Below are 19,476 nucleotides of genomic sequence, written 5' to 3' on the forward strand. Positions count from 1 at the left end.
CGAAGTGTCCGGCAGCCGCATTGAAAAATCAATTGATATTGTTAGGGTGTTTTCTGTGAGAAAATCTCACAAAGAAACCGGGCATCCATGGTCAAGCGCCTGCCACCCCTGAATCCGCTGCGCGCCTTCGAGGCAACGGCGCGGCATGGCTCGCTGACCAAAGCGGCGAGTGAGCTGAATGTCACGCATGGCGCCGTCAGCCACCAGATCAAGGCGCTTGAACAGTCGCTCGGCGTCAAGCTGTTCGAACGTGTCGGCCAGCGGGTCAGGCTGACACCGCATGGCGCCGAACTCTTGCCGGCGGTGTCGACGGCCTTCGACAGCATCGCCGCGGCCACGCAGCGGCTGACCCGGCCGGCAAGCAGCGGCGCGCTGTCGGTGTCCTGCGTACCGGCCTTGCTGCTTTTGTGGATGACGCCGAGGCTGGGTAGCTTCACCGCGCAATATCCCGACATCCAGCTGACGCTCAGCCCCTCCAACGACCCCAAGGATATCCGTGCTCCGCATATCGATGTCTGCGTGCACTATGGCAATGGCAGCTGGACCGATTGCTGGATGCGCAAATGGTCGGGGCTGGAGCTGTTTCCCGTGGTCAGCCCGACCTTGATCAACAACCGGCCGATCCGCAGCGTCAGGGACCTCGCCGACCATGTCTTCCTGCATGGCGACGACGGCCGCGAATGGCACACCTGGCTGGCGGCCGCCGATGCGCTGGACCTCGAAAAGGGCCGCCGCCATCATCTGGGCGACGCGCGCATGGCGACCGAGGCCGCGGTGCACGGCCATGGCGTGGCGCTGGGCGATTCCGTGACGGCAAGCGCGCTCTTGGCCAGGGGCATGCTGGTCGCGCCGTTCAGCCTTTCGGTGCCGGCGGTCGACGATTTCTACGTCGTCTGCCGCAACGAAATGCGCACGACGCCGATCGTGCAGGTGTTCATCGACTGGCTGTTCGCCGAGAAGGCCGGAGATGACGGTCGTGCCGACGCTCCGGTCGCCGGCCGTATCATCAGCCGCCGCAAGCGCCCGCAACTTAGGGTTATCGGCGCAAAGACCACGGGCTGAGACTGGCTGCGCACGGCCATACGCAGGCCGTTCTTTTTGTCGGGCCAGCCTGAAAGCGGGCAGCGCTCTGGCCAATTCGATGCTATGAGGCCTGTCGCGATTGTGGATGGCAGGCAGCGAAGGCGGCAGCAAGCATGGCAAGAACCGATATAGCGCGGCGTGTCTACAACCACACCTGGAAGCTCGATCCGATCGTGCGCAGCCTGCTCGACACGGACTTCTACAAGCTTTTGATGCTGCAGATGATCTGGGGCATGTACCCCAAGGTCGATGCCACCTTCTCGCTGATCAACCGCACCACTTCGGTGCGGCTGGCCGATGAGATCGACGAGGGCGAACTGCGCGAACAGCTCGACCATGCCCGCACCTTGCGCTTCTCCAAGAAGGAGATGATCTGGCTCGGCGGCAACAATTTCTACGGCCGCAAGCAGATCTTCGAGCCGGAATTCCTGGCCTGGCTGGAAGGTTTCCGGCTGCCGGACTACGAACTGTCCAAGCGCGACGGCCAGTACGAACTGACCTTCCCCGGTCCTTGGATGTACACCACGCTGTGGGAAATCCCGGCGCTCGCCATCATCAACGAAATGCGCTCGCGCGCCGCCATGCGGGCCTTCGGGCCGTTCGCGCTCGATGTGCTCTATGCCCGTGCCAAGGCCAAGATGTGGGCCAAGACCGAGCGGCTTAAGGCGCTGCCCGGCATCCGCATTTCGGATTTCGGCACGCGCCGGCGCCATTCCTTCCTGTGGCAGCGCTGGTGCGTCGAGGCGCTGAAGGAAGGCATCGGCGAGGCCTTCACCGGCACCTCCAACGTGCTGCTGGCCATGGACAACGATCTCGAAGCGCTCGGCACCAACGCGCATGAACTGCCTATGGTGTTCGCCGCACTCGCCAATTCGGAAAAAGAACTGAAGCAGTCGCCCTACAAGGTGCTGCAGGACTGGCAGCGCTATTATGGCGGCAACCTTTTGATCGTGCTGCCGGATGCTTTTGGTACAGCCTCCTTCCTGCGCGATGCGCCGGACTGGGTGGCCGACTGGACGGGCTTCCGACCCGACAGCGCGCCGCCGATCGAGGGCGGCGAAAAAATCCTCTCCTGGTGGCGCGAGAAGGGCAAGGACCCCAAGCAGAAGCTGCTGATCTTCTCCGACGGGCTCGAGGTGGAAACCATCGAGGAGACCTACCGCCACTTCAAGGGCAAGGTGCGCATGTCCTTCGGCTGGGGCACCAACCTCACCAATGATTTCGAAGGCTGCGCGCCGACGGAAACCAACAGCCTCGACGCGATATCGCTGGTCTGCAAGGTCACCGAGGCCAATGGCAGGCCGGCGGTGAAGCTCTCCGACAACCCGGCCAAGGCGACGGGGGATCCCAAGGAGATTGAACGCTATCTTCGGATCTTCGGGCAGAAGGATCGCGTGGAGCAGCTGGTCAAGGTGTGAGAGGATCGGCGGGCTCTTGGATAGGCTGAGTTCCTTGGCGGGCCTCGTAGAGCGCCTTCCTTCGGGATTTCTGCCTGTAAGCATCGCCACTTCGGTGGCCCTCCTCCCCACCCCCGCCTTCGCCCACGCCTCCGATCGAGGCCACGTCCTCCTCCTCCCAACCGGCTACTACCTGATCGGCGGCGCCTTCGCCGTGGCCGTCAGCTTCCTCGTGCTGGCGCTGCTGCCGCCGGCTTCCCTCGACCGTTTCTGGCGCCGGCGCCTGCCGCTGTTCACCCTCGGCGACAGCGTCCGCACTGCCGTCAGCCTGATCTCCTTTGCCGGCTTCGCAATCCTCATTGCCGCCGGCCTATGCGGCAGCCGCGACCCGCTCTCCAACCCGCTGCCGCTGGTGATCTGGACGCTGCTGTGGGCCGGCGTCACCTTGCTGCAAGGCATTTTCGGCGACCTCTGGTCTCGGCTCAACCCGTGGTATGGGCCGTGGCGCCTCGTCTCGCGCCTGTTTAGCGCAAGCGATGAAGGGCCATGGCGCCTCCCCCGATGGCTCGGCTGCTGGCCTGCCGTCATCCTGTTTTTCGCTTTTGCCTGGTTCGAACTCATCGATCCGGCACCCGACGATCCGGCACGGCTAGCATGGGCCGCCGGCCTCTACTGGCTGTTCGCCTTCCTGGCCATGCTGGTGTTTGGCTATCCCCGGTGGAGCCGCGGCGGCGAGTTCCTGACCATTTTCTTCGCGATGGTGGCCCGTTTCGCACCCGTACAGCGCGACGAGGAAGGCCGGCTTGGGCTATGCTGGCCGGGCGCCAAGCTGCTGGCGGCTGAGCCTCTTTCGCGCAGCGGCATCGCGTTCCTGCTGCTGGCCCTGTCGTCGGTGTCTTTCGACGGCCTGTCGAAAACCTTCTTCTGGCTCGGCCTGTTCGGCGTCAATCCGCTCGAATTCCCGGCCGCACCGCCGTGATCGGCAGCGGCACCTTCGGGCTCGTTCTGACATTCGTCCTGCTGGCAGCGGTGTTCATACTCGCCGTCTGGCTCGGCCTGCGTCTTTCCGGCAGCACTCAGCCATTCGGCCAAGCGGCCGGACTGCTGGTCTGGTCGATCGTGCCGATCGCGCTCGCCTATCACGTCGCGCACTATCTGACGGCGCTGCTTGTCGACGGCCAATATGCGCTTGCCTCGCTGTCGGACCCGTTCGCGCTGGGCTGGAACCTGTTCGGCACCGCCGACATGCCAATCGAAGCCGGCATCGTCGCCGGAGCGGAGTCCGCCTGGTGGCTGTGGAATATCCAGGCCGGTGCCATCATCCTGGGCCATGTGCTCGCCGTCCTCGTCGCCCACGGCTTTGCCTGGCGCCTGCATCCGCAACCTGCCCGTGCCGCGCTCAGCCAGTTTCCGCTCACGCTGCTGATGATCGCCTATACCGTCTTCGGTCTCTGGCTGCTTGCCACGCCAACGGTTGGATGACAAAAAGGCGGCCCCGATGTCGTTGGGGAAAGCTCGCTTGCCACATCAGGGCTTTGGTGATTTAGTTTGTACACATGCAATTTTCCGCACCCTCTGCGCGAGGATGCCGAACCCGCCTCATCGTTGGTCACGACTGAAAAACAGGGGAACGAACATGGCTGACAAGAACGGATTTTTCGACCTCTCCAAGACTGCACTTACCCGCCGCACGGCGCTGAAAGGGCTGGCCGCCGGCGCAGGCCTTGCCGTGGCGCCCGGGTTCGTCCGCTATTCCCAGGCGCAGAGCTCGGCGCCGATCAAGATCGGCTTCCAGTCGCACCGCACCGGCATCGGCGCTGCCTATGGCCGCTGGTACGAAAAGACCACGGCCGCCGCGGTCAAGGCGATCAACGCCGCCGGCGGCATCAATGGCCGTCAGGTCGAGGTCATCATCGAGGATGACGGCACCGATCCCGGCCGCGGCGCCGAAGTGGTCGGCAAGTTCGCCACCCAGCACAAGACCGACATCGTCTTCGGCACACTGTTTTCGCATGTCGTCATTGGCTCGGCGCCTGCCGCCGGTGAAAACAAGATCCCCTATTTCGTCGTCAGCGAAGGCCACCACGTCGCCTCGACCAAGCTCAACCGCTACGTCTTCCAGCCCGGCATCACCGATGTGAAGAGCCAGATCCAGTCGATGGCACCATGGATCGCGGCCAATGCCGGCAAGAAGGTGACGCAGATCTTCCCCGATTTCGCCTTTGGCTACGACCATCGCGACTACCTGCCGCCGGCATTGAAGGCGCAAGGGGCCGACGTCATTGCGCAGATCGCCATCCCGCCGACGGAATCGTCCTTCACCAAATATTTTCCGCAGATCCCGCCCGAGACCGAGGTCATCTATCACGTCATGGTCGGTCCGGCCGTGCTCACCTTCGTCAAGGAGCTCGGCGAATTCTACGGCTCCAACCGGCCGCAGCTGTTCGGCTTCATCGATTCGCTGGAAGCCACCGACATCAACAGCCCCGGCCTGGAATTCCTGGACGGCAGCCATTTCTGGGAAGGCTCGCCGCGCTACGCCCAGGCCGATGACAGCGAAGCGCAAAAAGCCTATCGCGCGGCCGTCGGCATCGACGACAATGGCGCGGCCGTCGGCGACCCCAAGGACGTCTCCACCGCCGCGCATATGTTCGGCTGCTGGGAAACGCTCTACGTCGTCAAGAAGGCGATGGAAGATGCCGGCTACAAGGGCCCGGAAGACCGCGCCAAGCTGGTCGAGGCGACCGAGGCGCTGACCGCCTTCGCCGAAGGCCCGGAGCATCCGCAAGGCGCGAAAACCTTCAACGGCAAGATCCACCAGTGTTTTGGTATCCAGAACATCTCCAAGGTCGAAGGCGGCAAGCTGAAGGTGGTGCACAAGACCAAGATCGAGGACGGGCTTTACGAAGCCGAAGGGGATTATACGACGCAGGCGCTGTGAGGCCTTCCCCTCCCCCTCGTGAGACGGTGGGGGCCGCGACGGCCCATGCCCCACCCCCCACCCGACCGCTTCGCGGTCACCCTCCCCACGAGGGGGAGGGTAAGGGCGCCCTGAATGCACTTCGGACCCCATCTCCTCCTCGCCGCCCTCGAAGGCCTCGTCACATCAGCGGTGCTGGCGCTTACCGCGCTTGGCCTCTCGCTGGTGTTCGGCGTCATGCGCGTCGTCAATGTCGCCCATGGCGAGTTCTTCATGCTGGGTGCCGTGCTTGCCTGGGCAATCACCACGGCGATCGGTGGCCACCCGGCGCTCGGTTTCCTGGCTGCACTGGTGATCGCGCCGCTGATCGTCGGCGCCATCGCGCTGGTGGCCGAGCGGCTGGTGCTGCGCCGGCTCAACTACAATCCGGAAGCCACCATCGTCGCCACTATCGGCATGCTCTACATCATCCAGCAGCTGGCGCTGAGCTTCTATGGCCCCGAGGCGCGGCCCGTCGAGCCGCCGTTCAGCTACCGCATCCTTTTGCCGTGGTTCGGCTATTCCGGCTACAAGCTGTCGATCATTGCGGCTTCCGCACTTCTCCTGATCGCCACCTGGCTGGTGCTGACACGCACCAGGATCGGCCTGATCATGCGCGCCACGCAGTATGACAGCGAGACGGCGCAGGCCTTCGGCATCCCGGTCGGGCGCGTCTATGGCGGCGTCTTCGCGCTTGGCGCCATGCTGGCGGCGGTTGCCGCGGTGCTGATCGTGCCGATCAGCCAGGCGCACTATCTGATGGGGCAGGACCCGCTGCTCTTGTCGTTCATCGTCGTCATCATCGGCGGCCTCGGCTCGCTGCGCGGCACCGTTGTCGCCGCCGTGCTGATCGGCCTCTCCGACGGCATCATCTCGATGTTCTTCTCGCCGACCTTGGCCAAGATCATCGCCACGCTCCTGGTCGCCATGGTGCTGGTGTTCCGGCCGCAAGGCCTGTTCGGGACGGCGTCGCGATGAGCGAAGCTTCGCCGGCAAAGGCCTATGCGCTGCATCTTGGCGTCATCGCCCTGCTCTTCGTGCTGAGCTTCGTTTTGCCCGAGTACTATTACGGCCTGCTTGCCCGCATCATGGTGCTGGCGGTGTTCGCCATGGGCTACAACATGCTGTTCGGCTATGTCGGCCTGCTCAGCCTCGGTCATGCCATGTTCTTTGGCGCCGGGCTCTATGGCGCCGGCCTTGCCATCATCCAACTCGGCTGGAGCGTGCCGCTGGCCTTCCTCGGCGGGATTGCTTGCGGCGCGGTGCTGGCGCTGATGATCGGCCTGCTGGCGCTGCGCACCACGGGTGTCGCCTTCATGATCGTCACCATGATGTTCGCCCAGGTGTTTTATCTGCTGATCCTCTATTTCGCGACCTGGACCGGCGGCGATCAAGGCCAGGTCGTGCCGCAGCCGGCGCGCGTGCTGAATTTCGGGGCGACCTCGCTGGACCTCACCAATCCGACCGTGCGCTACATGAGCGCGCTGGCGCTGTTCTCGCTCGTGCTTCTGGTCACGCTGGCGATCGTCCGCTCCCGCTATGGCCGCGTGCTGGTCGCCATCCGCGAGAACGAAGAACGCACGAAGATGCTGGGCTACGACACCTTCTCCAACAAGCTCATAGCCGTGGTCGTCTCGGGTACGATCTGCGCCGCCTCGGGCGCTGCCTATGCATTGCTGTTCGGCTATGTCGGATCGAGCTTCGCCTCGGTGCAATATTCGATCCTGCCGCTGCTATGGGTTTTGCTCGGCGGTGCCGCAACGACGCTCGGGCCACTGATCGGCACGGTCTTCATGTACTATGTCATCGACGTCACCAGCGGCTACACCTCCGCCTATCTGCTGATCGTCGGCGTGGCGCTGATCCTTCTGGTGCTGTTCTTTCCCAAAGGCATTCTCGGCAGCATTCGCCAGCGCTGGCTTGGGTGGCTGCCATGACGCCGCTTTTGACGACGAAAGGCCTGTCACGCAATTTCGGCGGTTTGCGCGCCGTCGACGGTGTCGATTTCACCTTGATGCCGGGCGAGATTCGCGCCGTCATAGGCCCCAATGGCGCCGGCAAAACAACCTTCGTCAGCCTCGTCAGCGGCCGCATCCAGCCCTCTTCGGGCGCGATCGTCTTTGACGGCGCCGACATTACCGGGCTGCCGGCCTATATCAGGGTGCGTCAGGGTATCGCCTATACGTTCCAGATCACCAGCGTCTTCGCCAATCTCAGCGCCTACGACAATGTCGCGCTGCCGGTGCAGCGCACGCTGAGCGATGGCCGCTCCAAGGGTGCAGTGAAGGCCGGCGTCATGACGGCGCTCGAACGTACCGGCCTGGCCGATCGCTCCCATATGCCGGCCGGGCAATTGTCCTATGGCCACCAGCGCCTGCTGGAAGTGGCGATGGGCCTGGCGCTGAAGCCGCGTCTGCTGATCCTCGACGAGCCGACGCAAGGCCTGGCCGACAGCGAGATCGACAATTTCATCACCCTGGTGCGCGACATCGCCAGAAACGCCACCGTGCTTTTGATCGAACACAACATGCCCGTCGTCATGCAGCTTGCCGACCGCATCACCGTCTTCAACGCCGGCAAGATCCTGGCGGAAGGCACGCCCGAGGCGATCCGCGAAAACACGGCGGTGCAGGAAGCCTATCTGGGGACCGCCCCATGATTGAGACGAACAAGGCGGAAGCATTGCGGATCGCGGGACTCGACTGCTTCTATGGCGAGGTCCAGGTGCTCTACGGCCTCGACCTCGTGCTGAACAAGGGCGAGGTGCTGTGCCTGTTCGGCCGCAACGGCGCCGGCAAGACGACGACGCTGAAGGCGATCATGGGCCTGGTTCCTTCACGTGCGGGTTCGATCAAGCTCGCCGGTCAGGAATTGACCGGCCTGCCGGCGCATGAAGTGCCGAAGGCCGGCGTCGCCTATGTGCCGCAGGGAAGGCGGCTGTTTGCCGAGATGACGGTGGCGGAAAACATCGAAATCGGGCTGATGGCACGCGGCAAGGGCAAGGCCGTGCGCGAAAACGTGCTCGACCTTTTTCCGTTGCTGCGCCAGCGACTTAGGCAACGCTCGGGTACGCTGTCCGGTGGCGAACAGCAGATGCTGGCCATGGCGCGCGCGCTCTGCCTCGAACCGCAGGTGCTTTTGCTCGACGAGCCGACCGAAGGTCTGATGCCGTCGATGATCGCAAAAATCCGCGAGACAGTGGCGAAGCTGCGCGACATGGGCGTCTCGACCATTTTGGTCGAGCAACGCGTCGATGCGGTGCTGTCGGTCGCCGACCGAGTTTGTTTCATCGAGAATGGCCGCAACCGCGAGACGGTCGATGTCGAGGAATTGCGCGCCGACCCGTCGGCGGTCAGGCGCTATGTCGGCGTCGGCTGATCAGCCGAAGAACAGAAAGCCCGCGATCAAAAAGGTCGGGATCAGCACCAGCCCGGACCACAGCATGTAGCCGAAGAAGCCGGGCATCTCGACGCCGCGCTGCCGGGCAATGGCGTAGACCATGAAGTTGGGCGCATTGCCGATATAGGTGTTGGCGCCCATGAACACGGCGCCGGCCGAAATCGCCGCAAGTGTCGAGGCGAACTCCGTCATCAGGTGGTGTGGATCGCCGCCGGCCAGCTCGAAGAACACCAGATAGGTCGGCGCGTTGTCGAGGAAGGACGACAGCGCCCCGGTCAGCCAGAAATAGGCGAGATCGTTGGGCGTGCCTTGCGCCGAGGTGACCAGCGCGACCAGCGGCGCCAGCGCGCCTTCATGGCCGGCTCTCAAGATGGCGATAACCGGCACGATGCAGATGAAGATGCCGGCAAACAATTTCGCCACTTCCGCGATCGGCCCCCAGTTGAAGCCGTTCGCCGCGCGGTATTCCTGACGCGAAACCGCTAGTGAAACGAAGGCGAGTGCCAGGATGACAGCGTCGCGCACCAGGTTCTGCAGTTCCAGCGTCACGCCTTGAATGGAGACGCTGACCTCCGGCCTCCATGTGGCTGACAGCAGGATGGCGCCGATGACGCCGGCCAGCAGCGGAATGTTGGGCAAGCCGCGGATGCGAACCTTCGAATCCGGCGTCGGGTCCTTGATCTTCGGCGCGCCGGCCTCGCGCCGGTGCAGGATGATGTCGATGGCCAGGAACACCGCCAGCACCAAGCCGCCGACGAACAGCGTCTCGCGCCAGAGGTTCGCGGTCGTCCAGAAGAAGTCGACGCCGCGCAGGAAGCCGACGAACAGCGGCGGGTCGCCGAGCGGCGTCAGCGAGCCGCCGATGTTGGAGACCAGGAAGATGAAAAAGATGACGACATGGGCGTTGAACGGCCTGGCGTCGTTGGCGCGGATGAGCGGCCGGATCAGGATCATAGAGGCGCCCGTCGTGCCGATGACCGATGCCAGCAGCGCACCGACCAGCAGCAGCCCGGCATTGACCAGCGGTGTGCCGTGGATGTTGCCGGCAACAAGGATGCCGCCCGAAATGGTAAACAGCGCGAACAGCAGAATGATGAAGGACATGTATTCGGTGAGCAGCGCATGCAGCACGGCCTCGGTCGCCGAAGGGATGCCGAAGGCCAATGCCAACGGCACTACGACCAGGGCCGCCCACAAGGCCGCGATCTTGCCGTAGTGATGCTCCCAGACATGGTGGAACAGCAGCGGGCCGGTGGCGATCGACAGCAGCAGACCGGCAAAGGGCAGCGCCCACCACAGCGACATCGCGGCGCCGGGCAGGGCGTGTTCATCAGCCGCGAAGGCTGCTCCCGGAAACAGCATGGCGAAGGCGATCGCCGCAGCCGCCATGATGCCTGCGCTGATCCGCGAAAAGCCCCCCTGACGCCCCACCGTCGGTTCAGTCCGACAACTGGTCTTCAAGCGTCACGCCGGCATCGCGCATGCGTTGCAGCATGGCATCGAGCGAGCCGTTGAGGTCGATGCCACGACAGGCATCGAGCCGAACGGTGGTCTTGAAACCCTGGCTGACGGCGTCCAGCGCCGAAAAGCCGACGCAGAAATCGGTCGCCAGGCCGACCAGGGTGACGGTGTCGATGCCGCGCTCCCTGAGGTAGCCGGCGAGGCCGGTCGGGGTCGTGTGGTCGTTCTCGAAGAAGGCCGAATAGCTGTCTATGGCGGGCCGAAATCCCTTGCGGATGACGAGTTCGGCCTTGGTCCAGGCAAGGCCGGAGTGGAAATCCGAGCCGAGGCTGCCCTGGATGCAATGGTCCGGCCACAGCGTCTGCTGGCCGTAGGGCATCTCGATCATGGTGAAGGGCTGCGCGCCCGGATGGCTGGAGGCAAAGCTCGAATGGCCGGCGGGGTGCCAGTCCTGCGTCAGCACGACGTGGTCGGCGCGCCGGATCATATCGTTGACCAGCGGCACGATCTCGTCGCCGCCGGTCACGGCCAACGCGCCGCCCGGGCAAAAGTCATTCTGCAGGTCGATCACAACAAGCGCTTCGTCGGCCATGGGCTTCCCTCTTCTGTACGTCATGCTCCAGTGGAAAATGCCGCGAACGCGACCGGAGGCAGAAACTTGACCAGATGGCCGGCCGCGTCAACCTCCGCAGGCGTAACAATCTTGTTGCCCGCACCGCGGCAGGCACGACAGGTCAAACTCTGGCTTTGACAATTTCCGCCGGCTTGATATCATTTGCATACGAATGAATTTCCGGTTTGCGGACCGGCAAGATCATGCCCGGGTAAACGCCCTGGGAGGGCTATTTCGGGGAAGGCCCACTCTCTGGGAAGGCAAAGCGTGATCCGTTACGCAAAACCCACCACGGTCGACGAAGCGCTCGCGCTGCTTGGCGAGGGCGCCTGGCGCATCCTTGCCGGCGGCACCGATTTCTATCCGGCGCAAGGCGCGAAGCCGTTCCGCGACAATGTCCTCGACATCAACGGCCTCGCCGCGCTGCGCGGCATCGCCGAGACGGACGACCACTTTGTCATCGGCGCGCGCACGACCTGGACCGATCTCATCCGCCATCCCTTGCCGCCAGCCTTCGATGCGCTGAAACAGGCGGCACGCGAGGTCGGTTCACCGCAGATCCAGAACGTCGCTTCCGTCGCCGGCAATCTCTGCAACGCCTCGCCGGCCGCCGATGGCGTGCCGGGCCTGCTTGTGCTCGATGCCGAAGTCGAACTGCGTTCGGTGACCGCCACGCGCCATCTGTCCTTGCCGGATTTCATTCTCGGCAACCGCCGCACGGCCTTGCAAGCGGGTGAAATGGTGACGTCCATCCGCGTGCCGAAACTGGCAGCCGCCGGTACGTCGGCTTTCGTCAAGCTCGGCGCGCGGCGCTATCTCGTGATTTCCATCGCGATGGTGGCGGCGCGCCTGGTCGTCGAGAACGGCACAGTGGCCGAAGCGGCCATCGCCGTCGGATCGTGTTCAGCTGTCGCCAAGCGGCTTGCCGGTGTTGAGACGGCGCTGCGTGGATTGCCTGCGGATCACCGGCTCGCCGCTGCGATCCAGTCCGCGCCGATGACCGAGCTGTCGCCGATCGCCGATGTGCGCGGCAGCGCCGAATACCGGCTCGACGCCGTGCGCGAGATTGTTGCCCGGGCCGTGCTGACGGCCGCCGGACCAATGAACGATCATATGGTGGCCGCATGAGCCAGGTTCTGCCTGAAGTCCGTGAAGCTCTGCCCGATCTGGGTGGGATGCAGTCTGGCCTCGAACGCGCCGCCATTGCCTTCGCGGTGAATGGCGCCGCCGTCTCGGTCAATGTGCCGCCTCTGCGCCGGCTATCCCAGGTGTTGCGCGACGAATTGCAGTTGACCGGCACCAAGGTCGGCTGTGACGCCGGTGACTGCGGCGCTTGCACGGTGCTGGTCGATGGCGACCCGGTCTGCGCCTGCCTGATGTCGGCGGCCTCGGCCACCGGCGCATCGGTGACGACAGTCGAGGGGCTGGCCAATGGCCGGCTTTCGGCATTGCAGGCCTCCTTCCTGGCGCATGGCGCGGCGCAATGCGGCATCTGCACGCCGGCGCTGCTGGTCGCGGCGACAGCGCTGCTGGACACGAAGCCCCGACCGACCGAGACCGAGGTGCAGGATGCGCTGGGCGGTATTTTGTGCCGCTGCACCGGCTACCGGAAGATCATCGCGGCGGTGATGGATGCCTCCTCGCAAGTGGTAAGCCTCGATTTCCGCTTGCCCGATCCGGCCAGGCGATCGGCGCGTCCCCTGTCAGGCTCGACGGCGTGCCGAAGGTCACTGGGGCTGAGAACTTCGGCGGCGATTCCTTCCCCGCCAATGCGCTTGCGGTACTCGTGGTCCGTTCGCCGCATTATCACGCCAGCTTCGCCTTCGGCGATCTCGACGGCTGGGCCAAGGCGCATCCCGGTATCGCCGCTGTCTTCACCGCGGCCGACATTCCGGGCAAAAACTGTTTTGGCGTCATCGGTCCGTTCGCCGACCAGCCGGCGCTCGCCGAAGGGTTTGCGCGGCTGCGCGGCGAGGCGGTGGCGCTGGTCGCCGGCGAGCGCGAGGCGATGCTCGATCTCGACCTGTCGGATTTTCCTATCCGCTGGACCGAACTGCCGCATTTTCTGCAACCTGCCGAAGCGCAGGCTGACGGCGCCGCGCTGATCCATGCAAATCGCCCTTCGAACCTGCTTACCTCCGGCTTCGTCGAGCGCGGCGACCCCGAGGCAGCCCTTGCTGCCGCCGCCATCACGGTTTCCGGCGCCATCGACACCTCCTATGTCGAGCACGCCTATATCGAGCCGGAAGCCGGCCATGCCTATCTGGACGGCGACACACTGGTCGTCGTTACCTGCACCCAGGCGCCCTACATGGACCGCGACGATACGGCAAAGGTGCTCGGCCTTGCCGTCGACAAGGTGCGCATCGTGCCTACCGCGACCGGCGGCGGCTTCGGCTCGAAACTCGACGTTTCGCTGCAGCCGCTGATCGGCCTCGTCGCGCTGAAGACCGGCCGGCCGGCGGCGCTCGCCTACACCCGTAACGAATCGATGATGTCGACCACCAAGCGTCATCCGGCCGAGATGAAAGCGACCATTGGCGCCGATGCCGAAGGCCATGTCACCGGCATGATCTTTGCCGGCGATTTCAACACCGGCGCCTATGCCAGTTGGGGTCCGACGGTGGCCAACCGCGTGCCCGTGCACGCTTCCGGCCCCTATGCGACGCCGAACTATCGCGCCGAGGGCCGCGCCATCCATACGCATGGCCCGATCTCCGGCGCCTTCCGCGGCTTCGGTGTGCCGCAGGCGACCATCATGCAGGAGACGCTCTACGATGAGCTGGCCGACAAACTCGGCATCGATCGCCTCGATTTTCGCCTGAAAAACTGCCTTCGGAACGGATCCGAAACGGTCACCGGACAGAGGCTGGAGTCCGGTGTCGGCATTGCCGAATGCCTCGAGGCGCTGCGGCCACATTGGGAGCGGGCGGAGGCTGACGCGGATGCTTTCAACAGTCAAAACCGGGATAAGAAGCGCGGCGTTGGCGTGGCGTCCTGCTGGTATGGCTGCGGCAACACTTCGCTGCCCAATCCGTCGACCATCCGGGTCGGCATTGCGGCTGACGGCACGGTCGTCCTGCACCAGGGGGCGGTCGATATCGGCCAGGGCTCGAACACCGTCATCACGCAGATCTGCGCCGACGCGCTTGGCCTGCCGCTGGAACGATTCCGGTTGAAGAGCGCCGACACGGCGATCAGCCCCGATGCCGGCAAGACGTCCGCATCGCGCCAGACTTTTGTCACCGGCAAGGCGGCCGAAAAGGCCGGCCGCGCCTTGCGCGAAAAGATCCTGCGCTTTGCCAATGTTTCCGAAAAGGCATCTCTGCAACTGGACGGCGCGGCGATTGTCATCCGCGAGGGCGAGGCCACCCGCCGCATCGATCTCGCTACGCTCGATGTGGACGCCGATGGCTTCGTCTTCCGCGCCGAGGAGACCTACGACCCGCCGACGCTGCCGCTCGATGCCAAGGGCCAGGGCAAGCCCTACGCCGTCTATGGTTATGGCGCGCAGATCGCCGAGCTCGAGGTCGATCTCAAGCTCGGTACGGTGAAGCTGATCAAAATCACCGCCGCGCATGATGTCGGCAGGGCGATCAATCCGCTGCTGGTCGAGGGCCAGATCGAAGGCGGCATCGCGCAAGGCATCGGCATGGCGCTGATGGAGGAGTACATCCCCGGCCGCACCGAGAATCTGCACGATTATCTCATCCCGACCATTGGCGACGTGCCGCCGATCGAGACCATTCTGGTCGAGGTTCCCGATCCCGAGGGACCGTTCGGCGCCAAGGGGCTGGGCGAGCATGTGCTGATCCCGACGGCGCCGGCGATCCTCAACGCCATCCGCCACGCCACCGGCGTGCTGGTCACCAAGGTCCCGGCGACGCCGACGCGTATCCGCGCCGCCATCCGCGAAAAAGAGGCACGCGCATGAGCGAGCTTGCCGAGCGTTTTGAGACCCATGATCCCGGCGAGAAGCAGGTGGCGGAGAAGATCCGTTGCGATGCCTGCCCGGTCATGTGCTACATCGCCGATGGCCGCACCGGCGCCTGCGACCGCTACGGCAATTCCGGCGGCCGGATCGTGCGCATGGATCCGCTGACCATCCTCGACCATGCGGCCGAGACTGGCGCCTCCATGGTTCCCTTCGTCGCCGAAGGCGAGGCATGGGATGGCGAGTTGCTCAACACCGGCCGCCGCTTCGTCACCGCAATCGGCGCCGGCACCACCTATCCCGACTACAAGCCGGCGCCGTTCATCGTCAGCCAGGAGGTCGAGGGCGTCGATCTCGTCACCGTCGTCACCGAAGGTATTTTTTCGTATTGCGGCGTCAAGGTGAAGATCGACACCGACCGTCATCTCGGGCCCGAAACGGCTATCGTACGCTCGCAAGGCGAAGCGATCGGCCATGTCACAACAGGCGAATATGGCTCGCAGATGCTGTCGCTGGGCGGTGTGCATCATTTGACCGGCGGCTCCAAGGCGGAAGGCCGGGCGACCTGCGACGCGCTGCTCAATCTGTGCAACCGCAAGCCGGTGGAACTCACCATCGACGGCGGCGCCACCATCATCGTCGAAGCCGGCAAACCACCTGTCATCGACGGCAAGCAGGAACACCGCATGCGTGTCGGCTGCGGCTCGGCGACCATCGGCATGTTCGCCACGCAATGGCGCGGGCTGGTCGACGAGGTGGTGGTGGTCGACGACCACATCACCGGCGTCGTCTCCGAGCACCAGGCCGGCAAGGTGCTGGGCTGGCAGGATACGGGCATCAAAATCATCGGCCGCCGCTCGACGCCGGGCCGCTATTTCAAGGTCTCCGAGCCCGGCCTCGGCTGGGGCGGCACCAGCATATCCGACCCGCTGTCGATCCTCGGCGAGTGGAACGCCAAGAAGGGCGCGCGGCCGGGCCTGTCGCTGCTGATGGTTTCGACGACTGGTGAGCAATTCGCCTACTACGAACTCGACGACGAATTGAAGCCGGTCGAAAAGCCGTTCCCCGAACGGCTGCAGAAGTCGGTCAATCTGATCGAGGACAATTGCGAGCCGGCGCTGTGCACCGTGCTGTTTATCGGCGGCGCCGGTGGCTCGCTGCGCGCAGGTGTCACCGAGAATCCGGTCAATCTGACCCGCTCGGTGCAGGGCTTGAAGACCTATGTGACGGTCGGCGGCGCGCCGGTCTATGTCTGGCCGGGCGGCGGCATCACGCTGATGGTCGATGTCACGCGCGTGCCCGAAGGCGCCTTCGGCTATGTGCCGACGCCGGCGCTGGTGGCGCCGATCGAATTCACCTTGCGCCGCGACGATTATGTCAGGCTCGGCGGCTACGAGGCCGAAATCCGCAGCGTCGAGGATATCGTCGCCAAGGGCGGCGAATACCTTAACCCGCGCCGCGGCACCGGTGCGCCGTCCGACAATCCATGGCCGCCGCTGGCACAGTTGCGGCGCGCCGCGTCGAACGGGACTGGATGATGGACGGCCCGCAAGCGCATTGGCTGCAGGACGGCAAGCGGCTTCATCTCAATCATGGGCCGATCGATCTGATCGTCGAGGCCTTTGGCGAGGCGCAGGAATGCCAGCTGGCCTATGAGCAAGCGGTTGCACGCTTCCAGACGATCCTGATCGAGTTGGTCGAGGAACTGCCCGAATTGCGGCTCCCGGCATTTTTCCTGGCACCGCGCACCTTTGCCGGCCCGACGGCGCGCCGTATGGAAGCTGCCGTCATGCCCCTGGCGGAATGCTTCATAACACCGATGGCCGCCGTTGCCGGATCGGTAGCCGACGAAATGCTCGCCGCATTGCTTGCCGGCCGCAAGCTCGATCGTGCCTATGTCAACAATGGCGGCGACAGCGCTCTTCACATCGGCAAGGGCCGATCGATCGGTCTGGCGGTCGCCGGCACCGGCAACGGCATGGCCGACCGGATCACGATCCGCGCGGAAGATGGCGTTCGCGGCGTCGCCACCAGCGGCTGGCGCGGTCGCTCCTTCTCGCTTGGCATTGCCGACGCCGTCACCGTGCTGGCGCGGACCGGCGCCGAGGCCGATGCGGCGGCAACGCTGATCGCCAACGCGGTGGACCTGCCAGGCAATCCCGCCATCAAGCGCATTCCCGCACGTGAACTGTCGCCCGACAGCGATCTCGGCGAGCGGCTGGTGACACAAGCCGTCGGCACGCTGGCATTTGGTGAGGTGGCGCAGGCGCTGGACAATGGCCTTGCTGTCGCCGAAGATTTTCGCCGGCGCGGCCTGATTGCCGGATCGGCGCTGTTTCTTGGCGGTGAGGCTCGCATCAGCGGCTCGGTTGCGCTTGCCGCGCCCAACAAAAATCCGAGGGAGGAAGTTGCCCATGCCTGAGTTTCCGATCCGCAAGGTCGCGGTGCTGAGCGAAGAGATCTTTCATGAAGGCGGGCCGGTCGCCGAAGTGCCGCGCCGACGGGCGGCGGCCATGGCCGTGGTCAGGAACCCGTTCGCCGGGCGCTATGTCGAGGATTTGCAGAGCGCCATGGACGATCTGAAGCCGCTTGGCCTGCTGCTTTCCGACAAGCTCATTGCCGCGTTGGGCGGTGACGTCAAGCAGATCGACGGCTACGGCAAGGGCGCCATCGTCGGCACGGCGGGCGAACTGGAACACGGCGCGCTCTGGCATGTGCCGGGCGGCTACGCCATGCGCGAACGGCTCGGTGACGCCAAGGCGATCGTGCCCTCGGCCAAGAAGGTCGGCGCCTTCGGCTCGAAGCTCGACGTGCCGCTCGGCCACATCAACGCCGCCTATGTGCGCAGCCATTTCGACGCTATGGAAGTCGGTATCAGCGACGGCCCGCGCCCCGACGAGATTCTTTTTGTCTGGCCATGACCTGCGGGCCGCGGGTTCACAACCGCATGGGCGGGTTGGCGGCCGCCGACATCAAGGCCTGGGACGGACTGCGGTGAGCGGCGGGGAGCTCAAGCTGGTCGAGGCTGAAGAGCCCGAGGAACACGATTACCTCCTGCAGGAGCAAGTCGGCTTCATCCTGCGCAAGGCGCACCAGCGCCATGTCTCGATCTTCGCCGCGCATATCGGCGATCTGACGCCACCGCAATTCGCCGCACTCGCCAAGCTGCGCGATGTCGGCGAAACCTCGCAGAACCAGCTCGGCACGCTGATCGCCATGGATGCGGCGACGGTGAAGGGTGTCATCGACCGGCTGAAGGCGCGCGGCCTGGTCGAACTCTCCAAACACGAGGTCGACAAAAGGCGGCTGCTGGTCAATCTGACCGCCGAGGGTCGCGACGCGATCGAACGGCTGATCCCGCTGGCGCGCGAGATCACCAGGGAAACGCTGGCGCCGCTCTCGGCCAAGGAGATCGCCACCTTCACGAAGCTGCTGGCGAAGCTTGCGTAGGTGCGGCGGCAAGGTCCTTTCCTCTCCCTCCGGAGGGGCTGCGGGATGCACAGATCTTCTGTGATTGGCGTGACTGATCGGCCCACGAGGCTTGATTGCCACGTGGTTCCCCCAATCCGTCGCTGCTTCGCAGCGCCACCTTCCCCCCTCCGGAGGGAAAGGAAGGGAGCGTTTCTGGACGAGCGTTGACGGCAAAAAGCTTGGCGCCTTTCCTCTACCCCGTCGATCGGGGGGTCCGAAGGACGGGCGAGACCCGTGGCTCGCCCCGGCAGGTGGCTCGGCGAAGCCGAGACGGAGTGGGGGTCGACCAGCGCACCATAAGACAATGCATGCACCAAGCTGTCCCTGCGACGGAAAACCTAATCCGCGAACACCCCGGAACATAGCGCCTGCAGCTTCGGAAAGACGCCCTTGCCGCCTGTGATGACCTGTGTTCCGCTCTGCAGCACCGTCTTGGGATCTGCTTTCAGGACCGTGCCGCCGGCCTCCTCGATCAGCAGCATGCCGGCCAGGCAGTCCCAGGCGTTCATGTGTTCTTCGACATAGCCAAGCAGCCGGCCCGAGGCCACATAGGCCAGCATCAGGGCGCCGGAGGCGTTGCGGAAGAAGACGCCGCCTTCGGCGAGGATTTTCTTGATCAGCACGGCGATATTTTCCGCCTCGGCCCGGTTCGAGAATCCCGTCCCCACCGAGCCTTCCTCCAGGCTGGTCGCTGCGCTTGCCTTGATCGGCCTGCCGTTGATGAAGGCGCCGCCGCCGCGCCTGCCGTGGAAGGTTTCGCCGGTCGACGGTTCGTGGATGACCCCGACCACCGTCTCCCCGTCCCTGGCGCAAGCGATCACCACGCACCAGGCCGGGATGCCGCGCACGAAATTGGCGGTGCCGTCGATGGGATCGATGACCCAGACATGGCCGGTCGAGCTGGCGACCGAAGCATGTTCCTCGCCGACGATGCCGTCCTGCGGATAGTCCTTGGCGATGGCCGCGCGGATGAACAGCTCGACCTCGCGGTCGGCTTGCGAGACCAGGTCCTGATGGCCCTTGCTCTCGATGGTCAGGCTTTCTAGGTCGCGGAAATATTCGAGCCCGAGTTCGCCGGCCCGCCGCGCCAGATCGATGGCAAACTGCGTGCGGGCGTCAAGATCATGGGTCACGGGAAGGCTCGCTCTGCGAAAGGATG

14 protein-coding genes and 3 pseudogenes are annotated in these 19,476 nt (G+C 64.7%); 14 read left to right on the forward strand and 3 right to left on the reverse strand.

Annotated elements, in window-relative coordinates:
- The first annotated feature begins 87 nt into the window (after window positions 1-87).
- The 8 genes and pseudogenes from gcvA to AC0V8S_RS03060 all read left to right on the forward strand — a co-directional run bounded on the left by gcvA (window position 88) and on the right by AC0V8S_RS03060 (window position 8,817).
- Window positions 88-1,062, forward strand: coding sequence for a transcriptional regulator GcvA (gene gcvA / locus AC0V8S_RS03025; protein WP_475436784.1), 975 nt, complete (start codon window positions 88-90; stop codon window positions 1,060-1,062).
- A gap of 134 nt (window positions 1,063-1,196) precedes the next feature.
- Entirely contained in the window at window positions 1,197-2,501 is a 1,305-nt protein-coding gene (gene pncB, locus AC0V8S_RS03030; protein ID WP_475436785.1) for a nicotinate phosphoribosyltransferase, read from the forward strand.
- Between the two features lie 34 nt (window positions 2,502-2,535).
- Window positions 2,536-3,962 (forward strand): annotated as a pseudogene (locus AC0V8S_RS03035) (hypothetical protein).
- A 154-nt stretch (window positions 3,963-4,116) separates the two neighbouring features.
- Complete coding sequence (locus AC0V8S_RS03040; RefSeq protein ID WP_183464712.1) at window positions 4,117-5,421, forward strand: ABC transporter substrate-binding protein; 1,305 nt, start codon at window positions 4,117-4,119, stop codon at window positions 5,419-5,421.
- Window positions 5,422-5,535: 114 nt separating this feature from the next.
- The gene (locus tag AC0V8S_RS03045) at window positions 5,536-6,417 is read left to right on the forward strand and encodes a branched-chain amino acid ABC transporter permease (protein ID WP_475436786.1); all 882 of its coding nucleotides are present in this window, start codon (window positions 5,536-5,538) and stop codon (window positions 6,415-6,417) included.
- Window positions 6,414-7,376 (forward strand): branched-chain amino acid ABC transporter permease, encoded by a 963-nt coding sequence (locus AC0V8S_RS03050; protein WP_183464710.1) that lies wholly within the window; start codon window positions 6,414-6,416, stop codon window positions 7,374-7,376. The genes AC0V8S_RS03045 and AC0V8S_RS03050 overlap by 4 nt, the downstream gene beginning before the upstream one ends.
- Window positions 7,373-8,098 (forward strand): ABC transporter ATP-binding protein, encoded by a 726-nt coding sequence (locus AC0V8S_RS03055; RefSeq protein WP_475436787.1) that lies wholly within the window; start codon window positions 7,373-7,375, stop codon window positions 8,096-8,098. The genes AC0V8S_RS03050 and AC0V8S_RS03055 overlap by 4 nt, the downstream gene beginning before the upstream one ends.
- On the forward strand, window positions 8,095-8,817 hold the full coding sequence (locus AC0V8S_RS03060; RefSeq protein ID WP_475436788.1) for an ABC transporter ATP-binding protein: 723 nt from the start codon (window positions 8,095-8,097) through the stop codon (window positions 8,815-8,817). Before AC0V8S_RS03055 ends, AC0V8S_RS03060 begins: the two co-directional genes overlap by 4 nt.
- On the opposite strand, the gene AC0V8S_RS03065 is transcribed toward AC0V8S_RS03060, so the two are convergent.
- Together AC0V8S_RS03065 and pncA are read right to left on the reverse strand one after the other, a co-directional pair.
- Window positions 8,818-10,227, reverse strand: coding sequence for a sodium:proton antiporter (locus AC0V8S_RS03065; RefSeq protein ID WP_475436789.1), 1,410 nt, complete (start codon window positions 10,225-10,227; stop codon window positions 8,818-8,820). It abuts the gene before it with no gap.
- Between the two features lie 49 nt (window positions 10,228-10,276).
- Window positions 10,277-10,891, reverse strand: a complete 615-nt coding sequence (gene pncA, locus AC0V8S_RS03070; RefSeq protein WP_095203737.1) for a bifunctional nicotinamidase/pyrazinamidase — start codon at window positions 10,889-10,891, stop codon at window positions 10,277-10,279.
- 288 nt (window positions 10,892-11,179) lie between these two features.
- Between pncA and AC0V8S_RS03075 the strand changes: the two genes are divergently transcribed.
- The 6 genes and pseudogenes from AC0V8S_RS03075 (at window position 11,180) to AC0V8S_RS03100 (ending at window position 18,296) form a co-directional block, all read left to right on the forward strand.
- Window positions 11,180-12,040 (forward strand): FAD binding domain-containing protein, encoded by an 861-nt coding sequence (locus AC0V8S_RS03075; RefSeq protein WP_475436790.1) that lies wholly within the window; start codon window positions 11,180-11,182, stop codon window positions 12,038-12,040.
- A 47-nt stretch (window positions 12,041-12,087) separates the two neighbouring features.
- Window positions 12,088-14,846, forward strand: a pseudogene (locus tag AC0V8S_RS03080) (molybdopterin-dependent oxidoreductase).
- Window positions 14,843-16,384 (forward strand): 6-hydroxynicotinate reductase, encoded by a 1,542-nt coding sequence (locus AC0V8S_RS03085; protein WP_475436791.1) that lies wholly within the window; start codon window positions 14,843-14,845, stop codon window positions 16,382-16,384. Before AC0V8S_RS03080 ends, AC0V8S_RS03085 begins: the two are co-directional and overlap by 4 nt.
- Window positions 16,384-17,268 (forward strand): UPF0280 family protein, encoded by an 885-nt coding sequence (locus AC0V8S_RS03090; RefSeq protein ID WP_475438562.1) that lies wholly within the window; start codon window positions 16,384-16,386, stop codon window positions 17,266-17,268. The genes AC0V8S_RS03085 and AC0V8S_RS03090 overlap by 1 nt, the downstream gene beginning before the upstream one ends.
- Window positions 17,261-17,844 (forward strand): annotated as a pseudogene (locus AC0V8S_RS03095) (amino acid synthesis family protein). The gene AC0V8S_RS03090 and the pseudogene AC0V8S_RS03095 overlap by 8 nt, the downstream one beginning before the upstream one ends.
- Entirely contained in the window at window positions 17,841-18,296 is a 456-nt protein-coding gene (locus AC0V8S_RS03100; RefSeq protein ID WP_095203741.1) for a MarR family winged helix-turn-helix transcriptional regulator, read from the forward strand. Before AC0V8S_RS03095 ends, AC0V8S_RS03100 begins: the two are co-directional and overlap by 4 nt.
- Window positions 18,297-18,655: 359 nt before the next feature.
- On the opposite strand, the gene AC0V8S_RS03105 is transcribed toward AC0V8S_RS03100, so the two are convergent.
- Window positions 18,656-19,450 (reverse strand): inositol monophosphatase family protein, encoded by a 795-nt coding sequence (locus AC0V8S_RS03105; protein WP_475436792.1) that lies wholly within the window; start codon window positions 19,448-19,450, stop codon window positions 18,656-18,658.
- Window positions 19,451-19,476: the final 26 nt, after the last annotated feature.

Source organism: Mesorhizobium oxytropidicola (genome assembly GCF_056174625.1).